At 42.7% G+C, this 15610-nt stretch carries 12 protein-coding genes; 7 read left to right on the forward strand and 5 right to left on the reverse strand.

All coding sequences use genetic code 11. The features are described from left to right. Window positions 1–5 precede the first annotated feature (5 nt). Genes LX99_RS08590 through LX99_RS08600 form a run of 3 tightly spaced genes read right to left on the reverse strand, consistent with a single transcriptional unit; the run spans window position 6 to window position 2534 of the window. Window positions 6–1592: a PTS system mannose/fructose/sorbose family transporter subunit IID gene (locus LX99_RS08590; protein ID WP_109607472.1), complete on the reverse strand. Its 1587-nt coding sequence runs from the start codon at window positions 1590–1592 to the stop codon at window positions 6–8. 41 nt (window positions 1593–1633) lie between these two features. After that, a complete protein-coding gene (locus LX99_RS08595; RefSeq protein ID WP_109607473.1) occupies window positions 1634–2104 on the reverse strand; it encodes a PTS sugar transporter subunit IIB in 471 nt (156 codons plus the stop codon). Further along, window positions 2097–2534 (reverse strand): PTS sugar transporter subunit IIA, encoded by a 438-nt coding sequence (locus LX99_RS08600; protein ID WP_109607474.1) that lies wholly within the window; start codon window positions 2532–2534, stop codon window positions 2097–2099. Before LX99_RS08600 ends, LX99_RS08595 begins: the two co-directional genes overlap by 8 nt. Window positions 2535–2968: 434 nt before the next feature. Between LX99_RS08600 and LX99_RS08605 the strand changes: the two genes are divergently transcribed. From LX99_RS08605 to LX99_RS08625, 5 genes are all read left to right on the forward strand, one after another. Then, window positions 2969–3724: a ThuA domain-containing protein gene (locus LX99_RS08605; protein ID WP_109607475.1), complete on the forward strand. Its 756-nt coding sequence runs from the start codon at window positions 2969–2971 to the stop codon at window positions 3722–3724. Between the two features lie 311 nt (window positions 3725–4035). Then, entirely contained in the window at window positions 4036–4800 is a 765-nt protein-coding gene (locus LX99_RS08610) for a universal stress protein (protein ID WP_109607476.1), read from the forward strand. 72 nt (window positions 4801–4872) lie between these two features. Then, window positions 4873–5178: an HTH domain-containing protein gene (locus LX99_RS08615; RefSeq protein ID WP_109607477.1), complete on the forward strand. Its 306-nt coding sequence runs from the start codon at window positions 4873–4875 to the stop codon at window positions 5176–5178. A gap of 187 nt (window positions 5179–5365) precedes the next feature. Beyond that, the gene (locus LX99_RS08620) at window positions 5366–6757 is read left to right on the forward strand and encodes a serine hydrolase (RefSeq protein WP_109607478.1); all 1392 of its coding nucleotides are present in this window, start codon (window positions 5366–5368) and stop codon (window positions 6755–6757) included. Between the two features lie 287 nt (window positions 6758–7044). Beyond that, the gene (locus tag LX99_RS08625) at window positions 7045–8781 is read left to right on the forward strand and encodes a phospho-sugar mutase (RefSeq protein ID WP_109607479.1); all 1737 of its coding nucleotides are present in this window, start codon (window positions 7045–7047) and stop codon (window positions 8779–8781) included. A gap of 75 nt (window positions 8782–8856) precedes the next feature. On the opposite strand, the gene LX99_RS08630 is transcribed toward LX99_RS08625, so the two are convergent. Together LX99_RS08630 and LX99_RS08635 are read right to left on the reverse strand one after the other, a co-directional pair. Beyond that, the gene (locus LX99_RS08630; protein ID WP_109607480.1) at window positions 8857–9318 is read right to left on the reverse strand and encodes an RNA recognition motif domain-containing protein; all 462 of its coding nucleotides are present in this window, start codon (window positions 9316–9318) and stop codon (window positions 8857–8859) included. Window positions 9319–9455: 137 nt separating this feature from the next. Continuing rightward, the gene (locus LX99_RS08635) at window positions 9456–10055 is read right to left on the reverse strand and encodes a hypothetical protein (RefSeq protein WP_109607481.1); all 600 of its coding nucleotides are present in this window, start codon (window positions 10053–10055) and stop codon (window positions 9456–9458) included. A 392-nt stretch (window positions 10056–10447) separates the two neighbouring features. Between LX99_RS08635 and LX99_RS08640 the strand changes: the two genes are divergently transcribed. Together LX99_RS08640 and LX99_RS08645 are read left to right on the forward strand one after the other, a co-directional pair. After that, on the forward strand, window positions 10448–12058 hold the full coding sequence (locus tag LX99_RS08640; RefSeq protein ID WP_146203081.1) for a DUF6377 domain-containing protein: 1611 nt from the start codon (window positions 10448–10450) through the stop codon (window positions 12056–12058). Between the two features lie 510 nt (window positions 12059–12568). Continuing rightward, window positions 12569–15610 (forward strand): SusC/RagA family TonB-linked outer membrane protein, encoded by a 3042-nt coding sequence (locus tag LX99_RS08645; protein WP_109607483.1) that lies wholly within the window; start codon window positions 12569–12571, stop codon window positions 15608–15610.

Consider the following 15610-nt stretch of genomic DNA (forward strand, 5'->3'; position numbering starts at 1 on the left):
TTTCTTTATGCAAAAAGGTGAATGATACTCCCTGCAAAACCAAGCAACAGCAGGCCTAACAACAGGTAGGTGGTTTTTATATTTTTTTTAACAAAATAGTACACTAAAAAGGTAAGCCCGAGTGGGATCATGGCCGGCACTACCTGGTCTAAAATACCCTGGATGCCCAGCGCCGATTTATCCGCGCCGATGTGCAGCGGCGTGGTGATGTTCATCAGCGTGGCAGGCATCGCGCCAACAACCATCAACCCTAAAATAGATGAGCCTTTAGTGAGCCTGTCCATCACATTGTTTTTGGCCAGGTTTTGCAGGAACCTTGTGCCCGCGCCATACCCTACAAAAGTTAATTTATAACGGAGCAACAAGTGAGGAACATTGAAAATCAGCAGGAACAATAACGGCCCCGTGATATTCCCTTTAATGGCCAGCGAGGTGCCAACCCCGGCAGCTATCACCTTAAAAGTTCCCCAAAACAGGGAATCGAACACACCGGCTAAAGGGCCCATCAAACCAAGCTTTATAGAATTGATGGATTCTTCATCAAAATCTTCGTCGCTGCTATTTTGCTCTTCCATTGCAGCGGTGATACCTATAATAAGGGTCGAGCCGTAGGGACTGGTATTAAAAAACTGCAAATGCCTTTTCAAGGCCGCCGCCCTTGCTTCTTTAGCAGGGTAAAGCTTTTTTAAAACCGGTATGATGGAAAAAGCGAAGCCGGTATTTTGCCAGGTTTCAAAATTGAAATTGGCCTCTAAAGCCAGCGAGCGGAAAAACAACGAACGGAGATCCTTTTTATTTAGTTTGGGATTGAGCTTCAGGGGTTCGGCAGGTTCATCTTCGCTACCGAAATTGTCATCATCATCCATAGCCGGTTTAGGGGCAACCTGTTTCACCAATAGGGCGATGATCACCCCAAAACCCCCGATGGCAATTACAGGGAGTTTTAAATAAGCGGCCAGTAGAAAGCCAATGAAAAAGTAAGGAGCCATGCTTTTGCTGAACATCAGGTTCATGAGCAGGGCGAAACCCAACGCGGGGAGCATATTACCGGCAACCTGTAAGCCGGTTTGTACCCATGCGGGGATCATGTCTAAAAACGATTTCATTGCTCCAGCCCCTAATTGCAGCGCAAGCAGAATGATAACGCCCATCAGCAGTGGCCTTAACAAGCCGGATAGGATATGGAGGCGTTGGATCGCTGCAAAATTTCCCTCATCGGCATATTGGCTGAACTTTTTATTGAGTATAGCCCGCAATACGAACAAGCCGCTGATCACCATTTCGGCAAGGATGGAAACCGGTACGGCTATGGCTAAGGCGATGGCAGGCCCTTTGCCGGAGATCATGGCGAAAGCGGTACCCAACACCCCTCCGGTAATTACATCGGGCGGAATGGCCGCGCCCACTTTGATGTTGCCCATAAAAATAAGCTCCAGGGTTGCGCCAATGATCACGCCCTGCGTTACATCGCCAAGCGCAAGGCCAACCAGCGGACCAAGCACCAGCGGGCGACTAAGCAGGGTAGTGCCCAAAAAGTCTTCCGAATGTCCGAACATCGCTATCAGCGCGATGAGTAAGTATGATGCTGACAAGGATATAAGTATTTGTTTATATGGATTTTAAATTTGTTTAATTAAATCAGGCTTTCCACAAGCCGCCTGTTATCGGTAGGTACCTGGCGCACTTCCAGTTCAAGCCCTTTGGCCAGCATTTGGCGGATGATGATAAGATCTTCATCGTTTACCGCTACGGCTTTGGAGATCAGTTTCGAACCTTCTTTAGAGCGTAAGCCGCCAAAGTTTATCGATGTAATTTCAGGCACATCGGCAGCTAAAGCTGCTGCATCTTTGATATTGTTAGTGAGTACCAGCACTTTGGCGTTCCTGCTTTTCTCGTCGTTTAAAAAATTGGCGGCGTCTTTTACGGTTTTGATGAGCAGTTTGGTGCCAGCCGGTTTGGCCAGGTTAAGCGTCATCTTCATAAATTCGTCTTTTGCTACTTTGTCGTTGGCTATCAGCAGGCAATCGGCACCAAGGGCGGGTGTCCAGGTAAAAGCCACCTGGCCATGTACCAGCCGGTCGTCAATCCTAATTAGTTTAATCATTGTAGTCCTCCTGTTTTGCCGTGGTTAAAATCTGGGTTACATAAACTATTTGTTGTCTGGCGTTTTCAATGGCTTCGGCAATCACTTTCGGGGCGGAGGTATTGGTATCAGCCAGTATAATTTCAATTACCAAAGGCAGGTTAAAGCCCGATACTATGTGTACATTGCTTTTGCGGGCATACTGCAAAATCTGGTTGGTAACGCTGCCGCCCATGATATCCGAGAAAACAATCAACTCCTCATGATCGCCAACCTGGTCAATCACCGCTTTAATATCATCCTCAATCAACCTGTTTTCATCTACATAAGCCTCTATCAAAAAAATGCTATCTACAGCGCCGGTAATCAAATCAAGGGATGATTTTACACCGCCGGCCAGCCTGCCATGCGTTGCTATCAGAAATTTTCGTGTGCTTTTGGTATGCTCCATTAACAATCTAAGGTTTTATACCCGCGCTTTGCGGCGCGGCGTTTCAACATTGGTTTATATCATGGATGAAATTTAATCCTCCGCAATTATCCACGAAACTTTGTTCAATTGCTATTTTGAAGGCACTACATTAGCACTACGCTTGAGTTAAATAGTGCTAAGTCTTGAGTATGAAGTCTTAAGTTCTAAGCAGTGAGCCTAAAATAAAGATTTAGGAGCCCCCCGCACTTAAGACTTCCAACTCAGGACTTGAGACTTAATTCTTAACACTTTGAACTTAAGACTAAAGACTTAGGGCTATTTTGCCAAAGCGTAGTGCTAAAGTAGGGGCAGTAAAATATCCTTCGGCGGCTTTATCTTTTAATTTTGAATAGTTGAGAGTCATACCCATGATGGGCAGAATCTATAAATAGAACATCAACCGTAAACATCAAATGAAAAAAATAACCCTGCTATTCAGCTTTTGCCTGTTAACTGTAGCCGCTTTCGGGCAAAAAGCGCCGCGTTTTAAAGTCATCGCCCTTTACGAAAACGGCGGCCACCACGTTGAATATTCAAAAGCGGCTAAAGTCTGGCTCAATAAACTGGCTGCCGACAGTAATTTTTCTATCGATTATATTCAGAATACGGATAAGATCAATGACGCTTTCTTATCTAATTACCAATTGTTTATCCAATTGGATTATCCGCCCTATGCCTGGAAGGAACCGGCTGTAAAAGCCTTTGAAAAGTATATTGATGAGGGCAAAGGCGGCTGGATCGGTTTTCACCACGCAACCCTGCTGGGTGAGTTTGACGGCTACCCCATGTGGAACTGGTTCTGGAATTATATGGGCGGCATCAGGTTTAAAAACTACATAGCCACCTTTGCTAAGGGGACGGTAAATGTGGAAGACAAAAAACACCCGGTGATGAAAGGCGTATCTCCGTCATTTATGGTGCAGAAGGAGGAATGGTATACGTATGATAAAAGTCCGCGGACCAATGTCCATGTATTGGCCTCGGTGGATGAAGCTACCTATGAGCCTAAAGACGGCATCACCATGGGCGATCACCCGGTGATCTGGACTAACCCCGTTAAAAAAGCGCGCAATGTCTACATTTTTATGGGGCATTCGCCCGTACTTTTCGATAGCAAGGACTATACGACCTTGTTCAGTAACGCTATTTTTTGGGCGGCTGAAAAGTAAAGTGGGGCATTGCCCGCAATGCTATGCTATAAACACGCTACTCCCTTGTTATCCGGAAAGAAACAATACTTTTTACATGCCACCTAATTATTAAGGCTTTACAGGCTTTATCTATTTTTAAAATCTGTATTTTTAATCTATAGTTAATATTTGTTTTGCCGGGATTACTTACCTTTTTAACTTGAAAATCCCAATTATTTGTTTTCAATAATGAACTGACAATTTCATGACGGATTAATTAGAAATTAAATAAAACTAATCCAATTTTCTGTCGTTATATCAAAATACATCTCATCTAACATCTGCTATATATGAAATCTATTTTGGTAATTCACAACCTTAAAAGTGAGAGCCGGAACGCCCTTGCTTATGCCGGTGAATTAAGTGAAAAATTGAATGTTAAGGTTGTAGTTACCTACACGGTGCCTGAGTCGCGCAGTTTATCCACGCAACATACGGTTTTCGACGATAGTCTTTTGTGTGATGATGCGCACGAGCATGCACATAATGCCGACAATATAGTTCACCTTGGCTATCTCGATACGATGGGCATATCGCTTCATGACATCATCGTGAGGTACGACATCGGGATTATTGTAAAAGGTATTTCAGGTACCGCCCAGGAGGCATATGAAGAACTTAAGCCGGTTTTGCACCATACCGTTTGCCCTGTGCTCGCAATTCCGGAAGATGCAGCTTGCAGTCTCCATAACCTGGGCTACTTAACCGATTTGAGGTTTGCCAAAAAATCGATCACCTGTTTTATTAATCAACTTGTTTCGTCGGCAAACATCAGCGCCGGTTTATTTAACATAGCTGAACCGGGTGTTCCTTTTATGCACGAGGGTTACGCCGAAACCTTATTTGCAGAAACCTTCGGAAACCATGGCCTAAACCTCATAAACATCAGGGAAAGAAACATGAACAAAACAATCGATGTATTGACCAATATTATGCAGGTTGATCTTTTTGTGCTCTGCAACCGCAGTTCGCAGCTAAGCGCGGTTTGGGAGCATTATGAAGCGCATGCCGGGGAGCCCCATACACAATTCCCATTTTTAATATTTCCGTGCTGAGGACAGAATTATCTGCTGACATACTGTTGTCATCGTACCTTAACACATTTGTATGAAAAAATGTGTTAAGGTATGAACCGGGCCGACAGGTTGCTTAAAATATTGGTATTGCTGCAAAGCAGGGAGATAGCAACCATCGACCTGCTCAAACAACATTTCCGGATAAGTACCCGGACAGCTTATCAGGATCTGCAAGCATTAAAACAACTAAAAATAACGGTAACCTTTAACGATACTAAAGGTTGCTTTGTATTAACAGGAAGTTGTACCTCGCCGTTAAGCGGTAAAGAAATTGTTTCGAAGCCGATGCTGATTGTGCCGCCTGCCATTAAAAATGAAACCCTTCAGATCGCCCTCACCAAAGGAGCCCCAAGATGATCATAGTTTCTCATCGTAACCGGCCTCATCATTAATTAAATGGTGTAAAATCAAACTGATTTTTCTTGAGTTTGCTGAAGTGCATTATTTTTGCCGGAACCTGGCCTGGAGTAATGAAATCACCACCACTTTCCTTGTAACATAAGAGTTTTGTTGTTGTCTATATATCATCATCATCAACTTACTTATGAAATCGAAATTAAAATACAACTTGCTGTCAATCATAGTTTTTTTATCGGCGACAAGCTTCGTGCAGGCACAACAAAACAAGGAGGTACTGATTGACACGCTGATTCGCCGCGCAAACCGGCTCGGGATGTTTAATGGTAACGTGTTGGTGGCCGAAGGGGGCAAAATAATATACAAAGCAGCAGTTGGGTATGCCGATGCTTCCAAAACAACGAAGTTAACCACGGCTTACCGCTTTCACATCGGTTCGATAGCCAAAGAGTTTAACGCAGTTGGCATTATGATGCTGCAACAGCAGGGAAAGCTTAAGTTGGATGACAAGCTATCCAAATATCTGCCCGAATTACCTTCCTGGGCAGATTCGATCAGGATCATTAATTTGCTACAGTACACCAGCGGTCTGCCAGATGTAAAATGGAAAACGGTTAAAAGCGACGCCGATAATATGGCCGATTTGATGAAGATCAAGCAGCTTAATTCAGAACCGGGAAAGAAATATAACTACAACAATAACAATGTGTTTTTGCAACGCCGGGTTATCGAAAAAATAACAGGCATAAGCTTTAAACAGTTTGTTGAAGACTACGAACTGAAACCCTTAGGAATGAACACAGCGGTTATCGATCCTACAGAAAAAGATCCTCTTATAGCACGGGCTTATGATAATAAAGGCAACACCGATCCGTTTTTTAACCCCATATCGGGATGGACGGCTGTAACACTTGATGACTTTTATGCCTGGGCGAACGCCATAACCAAATTTAAACTAATTACCCCTCAAACCACCCGCGAGATCATTAACGGCGTTAGCGCAAACCGGCAATCGGGGCTTGGCGGTGGGAGCATGAGTGGCGATAAAATGATAAGCCACATTCATGATGGCACCAGCAGGAATTACCAGGCATTACTGGTAAGCAAAGTACCCGAGGGTGTCACCATCATTTTAATGACCAACAACAAACAAGGAAACCTTTACGCCATCAGCAGATCAATAGAAGCTATTTTAAAAGGAAAACCTTACGCGCAGATCAAAAAATCGTTTACAGACGAATTTCGAGCTAAAATTGATTCTTTAAATGGTGCACAGATCATCGCTTTTTATAATGATGTTAAAGCTAAACACGCGGATGAATATAGCTTTGACGGTGAGGACACCCTTAACCAATTAGGTTACTACCTGATGGGAGATAAGCGCCTGGCCGATGCTATCACCGTTTTTGAATACAACACCAAATTATTTCCTAAATCCGGCAATGTTTTCGACAGTTTAGGCGAAGCGTATTATAACCAGGGAAATAAGCCGTTGGCGTTGCTCAACTACAAAAAGTCGTTGCAGCTCGACCCAACCAATGATAACGCAAAAAAGATAATAGCCGAACTCGATAAATAGTACCGAACTCATCAGAGTGAGAAATTTGAATTGTAACACCGGCAGGAGTAGGGTAGTTACTCAGCCTGCATCGTTTTAATATATAGGCCCATTCAAACTTTACGTTGCCGGTATTGTTGATTGCCAAAGACGCGCCGTACCGAAATTGACAGCATTTTTTTGAACTTATTGTATTTTGAACTGGCATATTGAAAAAGATGATTTAACTTTAGCCTGTTTATAAACCGGCACTTATGGTCGGCAGTAAAACAGGACCAAACCCGAAAAACTGAAAACACATACCCACTATGCAGGAGTTAGACCCTACCATTCTCGCCAAAGCCAATTCATGGCTCGAAGGAAATTATGATGCTGATGTAAAGCAGCAAATTCAACAGTTAATTGATGACAAAGCGTACACCGAACTTACAGACTCTTTTTACCGCGACCTGGAATTTGGTACCGGTGGTTTACGCGGCATTATGGGGCCCGGCTCAAACCGTATCAACAAATACACCATTGGCGCGGCCACACAGGGCCTGGCCAACTACCTGAAAAAAACTTATCCCGGCGAAAAGATCAAGGTTGCTATCGCGCATGACAGCCGCAATAACGCCGACTTTTTTTCAACTATTACCGCCGAAGTGTTTTCGGCCAATGATATTTACGTTTACTTTTTCAAAGCCCTGCGCCCAACGCCCGAACTTTCGTTTGCTGTGCGCCAGTTAGGTTGCAAAAGCGGCGTAATGTTAACAGCGTCGCACAATCCGAAAGAGTATAACGGCTACAAAGCCTACGGCGCCGATGGCGGCCAGTTTGTTGCGCCGCATGATAAAGCGGTGATGGACGAAGTTGCAGCCATCAGCAGCATCGACGAAATTAAATTTACCCGCGTTGATGCCAACATCGAAGAAATAGGAGAGGATATCGACGAGCTTTACCTGAGCAAGATTGCTGAATTATCTGTTTCTCCGGAAGCTATTCAGCGTCAGAAAGACCTTAAAATTGTTTATTCACCAATCCATGGTACCGGTATCACCCTAACACCGCAGGCCTTAAAACGCTTTGGGTTTGAAAACGTGATCCTGGTTGAAGAGCAGATTACCCCTGATGGTAACTTCCCGACCGTAATTTATCCTAACCCTGAAGAAAAGGAGGCTTTAACGCTTGCCCTTAAAAAAGCGCAGGAAACCGATGCCGACCTGGTACTGGCAACCGACCCTGATGCCGACCGCGTAGGTATAGCCGTTAAAAATACCGATGGCGAGTTTATTTTGCTGAATGGTAACCAAACCGGCGCCATGCTCATCAATTACCTGTTAAGCGCCTGGGAAGATAAAGGCAAGCTCACCGGCAAGGAGTATATTGTAAAAACTATTGTAACCACTAATTTAATTGATCGCATCGCCGAAGCCAAAAATGTAACCTGCTACAATACGCTTACCGGCTTTAAGTATATCGGCGAGCTGATGACCCAATTTGAGGGCAAGCAAACCTTTATCGGCGGCGGCGAAGAAAGTTACGGTTATTTAATTGGCGAACTGGTGAGGGATAAAGACGCCGTAGTATCGAGCGCGTTTATTGCCGAGATGACCGCTTATTACAAGGATAAAGGCAGCAGCCTGTTCGAAGCCCTGCTTGAAACTTATGTGCAATACGGTTTTTATAAAGAAAAATTGATCTCCTTAACCAAAAAAGGTAAAACCGGCGCCGAAGAGATTAAAGAGATGATGGAGAAATTCCGCACTAATCCTCCGGCTACCTTAGGCGGATCAAAAGTGGTTACGCTGAAAGATTACGAAAAACGTGTGGAAACTGATTTAACCACCAATACAACCAGGCCTATCGAACTGCCCGTATCAGACGTGCTGCAGTTTATTACCGAAGATGGCAGCATCATTTCGGCCCGCCCATCGGGTACCGAGCCTAAAATTAAGTTTTATTGCAGCGTGAATGGCAAGTTGGAAAGTAAAGAGGCTTATGCCGAAACCGACAAGCAACTTGATGCCAAAGTAGCTTCAATTATGCAGGACCTGGGCGTTTAATATAAACGTTCCACAAATAAAAAATCCCATCGGTGTTATACACCGATGGGATTTTTTATTTGCAGGTAAAAGGTTTTACATTGTTTTTCTCGGGCGGCGCGGGCGCTCAGATGGTACCCCTGATGAATCGCGGTTACCATTGTTGTTGTTGTTATTATTGGCTCCGTAATTTGTGCCGCTTTTATTACGGTCATAACTACCTGTACCATAGCTGCGCGGACCTGAATTAGTACCCCGGTTATTGTTACCATACCCGCCGCCGAATGATTTACGTGGAGGCGGTGCCTTTTTTACAAAATCATCGTTTATTTTAACGCTCAGCACACGGTCTCCTATCTGCATACCATCAAGGGCTATTGCGGCGTTTTCAGCGCCGGTCCTATCTTTCATTTCAAGAAAGGCGTAACCCTTGCAAACCCGGGTTTTTTTATCGCGTACAATTTTAATCGTTTCCACATCGCCATGCGGACCTATCATTTTAACAATTTCCAGTTCGGTCATTTCCAATGGAAATCCGCCGACAAATAATTTGACCATTTATAAAATTAAATATTTATGATGATAAAAAAACCACCTGGCGCAAATTTCGTTTCATTTTTTTAAAATAAAAGGATGTTTTCAACCTGGTACAAAGTTTTTTTCACCTAACGAGAAATTATAGCATGCCATGATAATCAACGCAATGCAGATAATGACTGGCTGTAAGTGCTGATGCCCTGATTGGTTTTATTGGCAGTGATCCTGCTTTCAAGGTCTCTGCTGGTAAATATGGCCACCCCGAGATCTGTTTTGACTTCATATCTAAGGCTCAGGCTCAGCTGGTTGGTATCCCAATTATAAATATCGGCGTAATCATCGGGCCGGGAGGTGCAGGGGCCGTAGGCTTTTAAAAAGTTACTTAGCACTTTGTAGGCATCACGTATTTTAAAAAACAGGTATATATTAACTATTTTATCCCGGTAGGTTCGTAAGCCGATAGCATCTAACGATAAACTGTCGCCCAGGGCCATCAGGTTTTCGTCGTGGTATTGATATTTTAGACAGCTATCCTGGTCAATACGGCTGTCGCCGTCAAGATAGCTGAGATTGCCGGCTGGTAGATCTTTAATGTTCTGACCGAGCAGCAGGTTCCCGATGCCGTTACAAAAATTCAGATATTCAACCGAACCGGGTTTTGACGATTGCGACCAGCCCGATAAAGGCGAAAGGCAGGCTATAACTAAGATCAGCCCGGTTAACAGGCTGTGAACCGCGGAGCTTTGGCTTGTTTTCATAGTCGGATTTTTTAAACAAAACCAAACAAGGCCGATGCCATAGCTGCCTATAGGTTAATTTTTATTAACTTTTATGTAATTCATATAATTCAGGTCTGTTAAGCGATAATTTATCAAAAAATGCTTGTCGTTGCACCTTATTTGTTGTATCAAAAATCAAACAGCGTATAGTTTTTATTACTAACACTTTAGCTTTTATTTAATAAAATTCTTAATTTGATACATGTGGTTTGTTTATTACCGGTAACTATCAACCAATATGCTTTAACAAGAGGCTTATGTTAAAAACAAATCGATTATAACAGGTATTAGCAATGCCTGTAATGTATATATTTGGATATATAAACCGGTATTAAGCAAAGCCTGCTTATTCTTTCAGCTGTTAAACCAAAATGAGATATTTTTTTTGCCTGCTATTCTTATTGATAAGTGTGAATGTAAATGCTTTTACCAACACGGATGCTTTACTGGAAGAACTGAAAACCGAAATAGCGAAGAAGCCGGCGTATGAGGAGGCGAAGGAGCAACGGATAAAAAGTATAAAATCATTATTGCTCAGGTTGCCGTCTACAGAGCAGGATGCGCGCTTTGATGCCTGGGATAAGCTGTACACCGAATATAAATCATACCAGTTCGATTCGGCTTACGTTTATGTTGATAAGATGATCGGGTTGAGCAAGGCTACAGGCAATAAACCTAAAGAATACCACAGTTATGTTAAAATGGCCTTCATCCTGCTTTCTTCGGGCATGTTTAACGAAACTTTCGATTACCTGCGCAAAATTAATGTTCAGGCGCTCAGTAACCCGGATAAAGTTGATTATTACTTTTTTTTGGCGCGATGCTATTACGATCTCGCCAATTATAACGACGACCGGTATTTTAGTCCCCGTTATGTTGAAGCCGGTAATAAAAGTATCGATTCGGCGATAGTTTATTGCGGTACAGATCAGATTTCCAGAACCTACCTCATCGGATTACAGGGTTTTCACAAAAAGGACTTTAAAGAGGGTAGGGCGAGGTTTGCCGCGCTGCTGGAACGAAATATGCCCATTTCTATGCATTTAAGGGCGATGGTGTCATGTACCCTTGGTTTAATCAACCTCGAAGATGGGCGCAGTGATGAGGCGCTTGACCAGATGATCCAGTCTGCTATTGCTGACATCAGGTCGTCCACCCGCGAAAACATGGCAATACACAGCGTAGCGGAAATTCTTTACAAAAAAGGCGATATCAAGGACGCCTATAATTTTATACAGATAGCAAAAGAAGACGCGGATTTTTATGGCGCCCGGCAACGCAAAATCAGGATAGCTGCCGTTTTACCGCTCATAGCAGCTGCCGAACTGGATAACACGGAACATCAAAAAAACAGGTTTCTGGTTTTTTTAATCATCATCACGTTGCTGGCTGTTCTGGTTGTGTTTTTCCTGGTGATGATAGCGAAGCAGTTAAAGAAACTTAAAGTTAAGGAAAGTATAATAGAGGCTAAAAACATCCAGTTAAAAAACATCAACGGCAAGCTGATTGAAGATGCCAGGATCAAGGAAGAGTATATCGGCCAGTTTTTTAAAGCGATATCGGGTTACATTGTTAAACTCGAAAATTTAAAAATCTCAATAGATGCCAAGCTCTCCATGAAAAAGTATGATGCTATCCATACGTTTATTGATGCGATAGACATTAAAAAGGAGCGCGAAAGTTTATATTACAGCTTTGACCATATTTTCCTTAAGATCTTCCCTAACTTTATAACCGTTTTTAACAGCCTGTTCGCCGAGAAAGACCAGATCTGGCCGGACGAAGACGAAGTATTAAATACCGACCTGAGGATATTCGCGCTTATCAGGATGGGTATTAACGATAACGAAACCATAGCAAAAATACTGGAGTATTCGGTTAATACCATTTACGTTTATAAAATGCGCATCAAAGCCAAATCATTACACCCCGAGCATTTTGAGCAACGCATTATGGATATCAAAGCTTTCGACTATGATTGATTATTTCGCGATATCACTATGCCCCGCAAGTCGGCTTAAACCTGATTTTAGCCCGCTTTTTTGCTTTTTCAGTATTATAAAGCATTAAAAAAGCGTTATATTTTTTTGCCTATCATAAAATATAAAAATTTGTTTTTCAATTATTTACATTTTAAAAACGCCGAAAAAAGTTATAAAAATATTAAAATAAGCGGTTTTAAACTTTCCGGCCCCGGCAACATCTTTTTCTGATCTTTTTTATATCTAAATTGCGTTAGATTTTGATCTGTAATAATTGTAAACCATTACGTTTTAAACAACCTTGTTTTTGTTAACCTTGGTCCTGTACTAACCTGCACAGCTGTTTGGTGCCTGTGATGCCTGGCTAACTGTATGCTTATATTTTAGGTATTATTTTCAATATAATGCCGAACTATATGAGCGCAACTTCGTATAAAACAGCGGCTAACAATTTTACCTGTTAAAATCTAAGCCAAACAACAAACCAATTTCAACTAAATCTCAAGTTTTATGCAAATTAAACATTTACTCAGTGTATGTTTCTTTGCCGTGTTATGCCTTATGCTGCAGCCCGCCATGGCGCAGAATAAGGTGATAACAGGTAAAGTAACTGACAAAAAAGATGGCTCTCCTTTAATAGGGGTATCGGTAGTAACAGCCATAGGTGCCCGGGGCGGCGCAATTACGGATGCAAACGGCGCTTACAAAATTTCGGTACCTGCAAACGCTGCCAGTCTTACGTTTACTTATGTAGGCTTCCTGAATGTAACCGTGCCTATCAACGGTCGCTCCGCTATTGACGTACAGATGGAAGAGGCTAACCGCGCTCTGAACGAAGTTGTGGTAATTGGTTACGGTACCCAAAAAGTTAAAGACGCAACAGGTTCGGTAGCTACTTTGGGTACAAAGGACTTTAACAAAGGCGTTATTTCAACTCCCGATCAGTTACTGCAGGGTCGTATCTCTGGCGTACAGGTAACTCCTTCAAGCGGTGAACCCGGTGCAGGTGCAACTATCGCTATACGTGGAGCCGGTTCACTTCGTGCAAACGATGCACCGCTGTATGTGATTGATGGTATCCCCATCGATAACAGCGGCGGTACAACTGGCAGCTATGGCGTTGGTGCCGGTAGCTCGTCTGCACGTAACCCATTATCATTTTTAAACCCGGCAGATATAGAAAATATATCTGTTTTAAAAGATGCTTCTTCGGCAGCAATTTATGGTTCTCGTGGAGCAAACGGTGTAATTTTAATTACTACACGCAAAGGCCGCAAAGGTCAGGGTATCCAGTTTTCTTCAAATACAAGTGTTTCATCGCCGGCAAAACGTTACGATGTGCTTGGCCGGGACGCCTTTTTGAAGGCGGTTGCCTCAGTTGGTGCCAATGCAGGGCCGGTTTCTGAGGGTGGTGTTGATTATGGCGGTAATACCGATTGGCAGAAAGAGATTTTCCGCACTTCGGTATCGCAAAACTATAACCTTAGCTTCGGTGGTGCAAGTAAAGATAACACAGGGAGTTTCCGTGCTTCTTTTGGCTATGACAATCAACAGGGTATAGTTAAAAATTCAAGTTTAAAACGTTTGAATGGTCGTATCAATGCTTCACAATCTTTCCTAAACGACAGGCTTAAGTTTGATCTGCAATCAACTTATTCAAATGTAAAAGATCAGTTTGCGCCCATTACCAACAACGCCGGTTTTAATGGTAGTTTAATTGGTGCGGCGATACAATTAAATCCAACAGTTCCGGTGTTTGACACGCAGGGCAGGTATTATGATATAAACGGGTATAATGATGCAGGATATCCAAACGGAAATAGTTTCAGGAACCCGGTTTCGTTACTAAATCAGTTAGATGACCGTGATAACATCAACAGGTTCCTGAACAACTTAACTGTTACCTTAAAGTTATTTGGCGGCATTTACTATAAGGGCAACGTCGGCGCGGATATATCAAGAGGACAAAGAAAAGCTTTCTATGATCCTAAAATCGTGGGTTTTACCGATGCAATAGGTATTAAGCAAATAAACTACCCTTCACCAACCGGTAATGGTACAGCTATTATCACGCACAACGAGGTTACCAATTACACTACCGAACATACCTTGAATTATGATAAGAAGTGGAAGGACGGCAGTTCGATCACAGCGTTGGCCGGTTATTCATACCAGACTTTCAAAAACTTTAACCGCAACGAATTTGGCTTTGGAACCTCTACGCCGGGAGTTTTGGTTAAAAATTATGACGATTTTAAAACCCATCTGCCTTACCCTGTTGGCGATAGTTCAAGCTACAAGCTGCAGTCATACTTTGCGCGTGTAAATTATTCATATAAAGACCGGTACATCGTAACTGGAACTATCCGGAGAGATGGTTCATCGCGTTTTGGTGATAGTCATAAATATGGCAATTTTCCGGCGGTTGCGGTAAAATGGCGTATTACCAATGAAGAATTTATGCCTAAGGGCGGTTTGTTTGATGATTTAAGTTTGAGGTTAAATTACGGCAAAACCGGTAATCAGGAAATTCCTGATTTAGGTTCACAAAACCTTTGGCAATACATAACTTTCCCTCGTGATGGAACAGAACAATTACACCAAAACAACCCTGATTTAAAATGGCAGTCTAACATTACCTATGGAGCCGGTTTGGATTTCTCAATCATTCACGGACGCTTGAACGGTTCGGTAGATTATTTTCATAAGTCTATAAAAGACCTATTGTTCCTCCAGGATCTTCCTCAACCAACAGCCGCGCCACGCCTTTACAGAAACCTTGATGGCGACGTGATCAATCAGGGTGTCGAAGTAGGTTTGAATTTTGCCGCGGTACAGGGTAAAGATTTTTCATGGGATGTGGCCTATAACATGACGTTTATTAAAAACACGCTTAAAAATTTCAATGCATATATTGTTACCGGTAATATTGATGGACAGGGCCTTTCCGGTGCTTACGCGCAGATTATTACCAATGGCGTACCTTTGTATACTTTCAACATGCCAAACTATGCAGGGTTGGATAAAAATGGTTTTGGTATTTATCCGCAAGGTATTGACGTACCGTCATTACAGGGTAGTCCGAATCCTAAATTTACCGCCAGCTTAACCAACAATTTTGGTTATAAAAACTGGACCTTCAGTTTTTTCTTAAACGCGGCTACCGGCTTTTATATTTACAACAATACAGCCAACGCGTTCTTCTACAAAGGCAACCTGCTTAGCGGCCGTAACGTAACTAAAGCAGTAGCGGCAACTAACGAAAATCCGCTTAACTCGGGTGAGGTATCTACCCGGTTCCTTGAAAAAGGCGATTTCCTGAGGCTAAGTAACGCTACGTTAGGCTATACTTTCCCAATTAAATCAAATGCGATTAAAACGCTTAGGGTATCACTTACAGGACAGAATTTGCTTCTGTTCACCAATTATTCAGGTCTTGATCCTGAAGTTAATACAGATAAACAACGAAACGACGTGGCATCTAAGGGTATTGATTATACCTCTTATCCCAAGGCCAGAATATTTACTTTAGGTGTAAACGCAAGTTTTTAA

The sequence above is a fragment of the Mucilaginibacter oryzae genome, from assembly GCF_003148845.1.
Classification (GTDB): Bacteria; Bacteroidota; Bacteroidia; order Sphingobacteriales; family Sphingobacteriaceae; genus Mucilaginibacter; species Mucilaginibacter oryzae.

Excerpts from the sequence above, each read along its gene's own strand:
- LX99_RS08630 (WP_109607480.1), bottom strand. The coding sequence starts at position 9,318 with ATGGTCAAATTATTTGTCGGCGGATTTCCATTGGAAATGACCGAACTG.
- LX99_RS08600 (WP_109607474.1), bottom strand. The coding sequence starts at position 2,534 with ATGGAGCATACCAAAAGCACACGAAAATTTCTGATAGCAACGCATGGC.
- LX99_RS08635 (WP_109607481.1), bottom strand. The coding sequence starts at position 10,055 with ATGAAAACAAGCCAAAGCTCCGCGGTTCACAGCCTGTTAACCGGGCTG.
- LX99_RS08605 (WP_109607475.1), top strand. The coding sequence starts at position 2,969 with ATGAAAAAAATAACCCTGCTATTCAGCTTTTGCCTGTTAACTGTAGCC.
- LX99_RS08610 (WP_109607476.1), top strand. The coding sequence starts at position 4,036 with ATGAAATCTATTTTGGTAATTCACAACCTTAAAAGTGAGAGCCGGAAC.
- LX99_RS08595 (WP_109607473.1), bottom strand. The coding sequence starts at position 2,104 with ATGATTAAACTAATTAGGATTGACGACCGGCTGGTACATGGCCAGGTG.
- LX99_RS08620 (WP_109607478.1), top strand. The coding sequence starts at position 5,366 with ATGAAATCGAAATTAAAATACAACTTGCTGTCAATCATAGTTTTTTTA.
- LX99_RS08640 (WP_146203081.1), top strand. The coding sequence starts at position 10,448 with ATGAGATATTTTTTTTGCCTGCTATTCTTATTGATAAGTGTGAATGTA.
- LX99_RS08645 (WP_109607483.1), top strand. The coding sequence starts at position 12,569 with ATGCAAATTAAACATTTACTCAGTGTATGTTTCTTTGCCGTGTTATGC.
- LX99_RS08615 (WP_109607477.1), top strand. The coding sequence starts at position 4,873 with ATGAACCGGGCCGACAGGTTGCTTAAAATATTGGTATTGCTGCAAAGC.
- LX99_RS08625 (WP_109607479.1), top strand. The coding sequence starts at position 7,045 with ATGCAGGAGTTAGACCCTACCATTCTCGCCAAAGCCAATTCATGGCTC.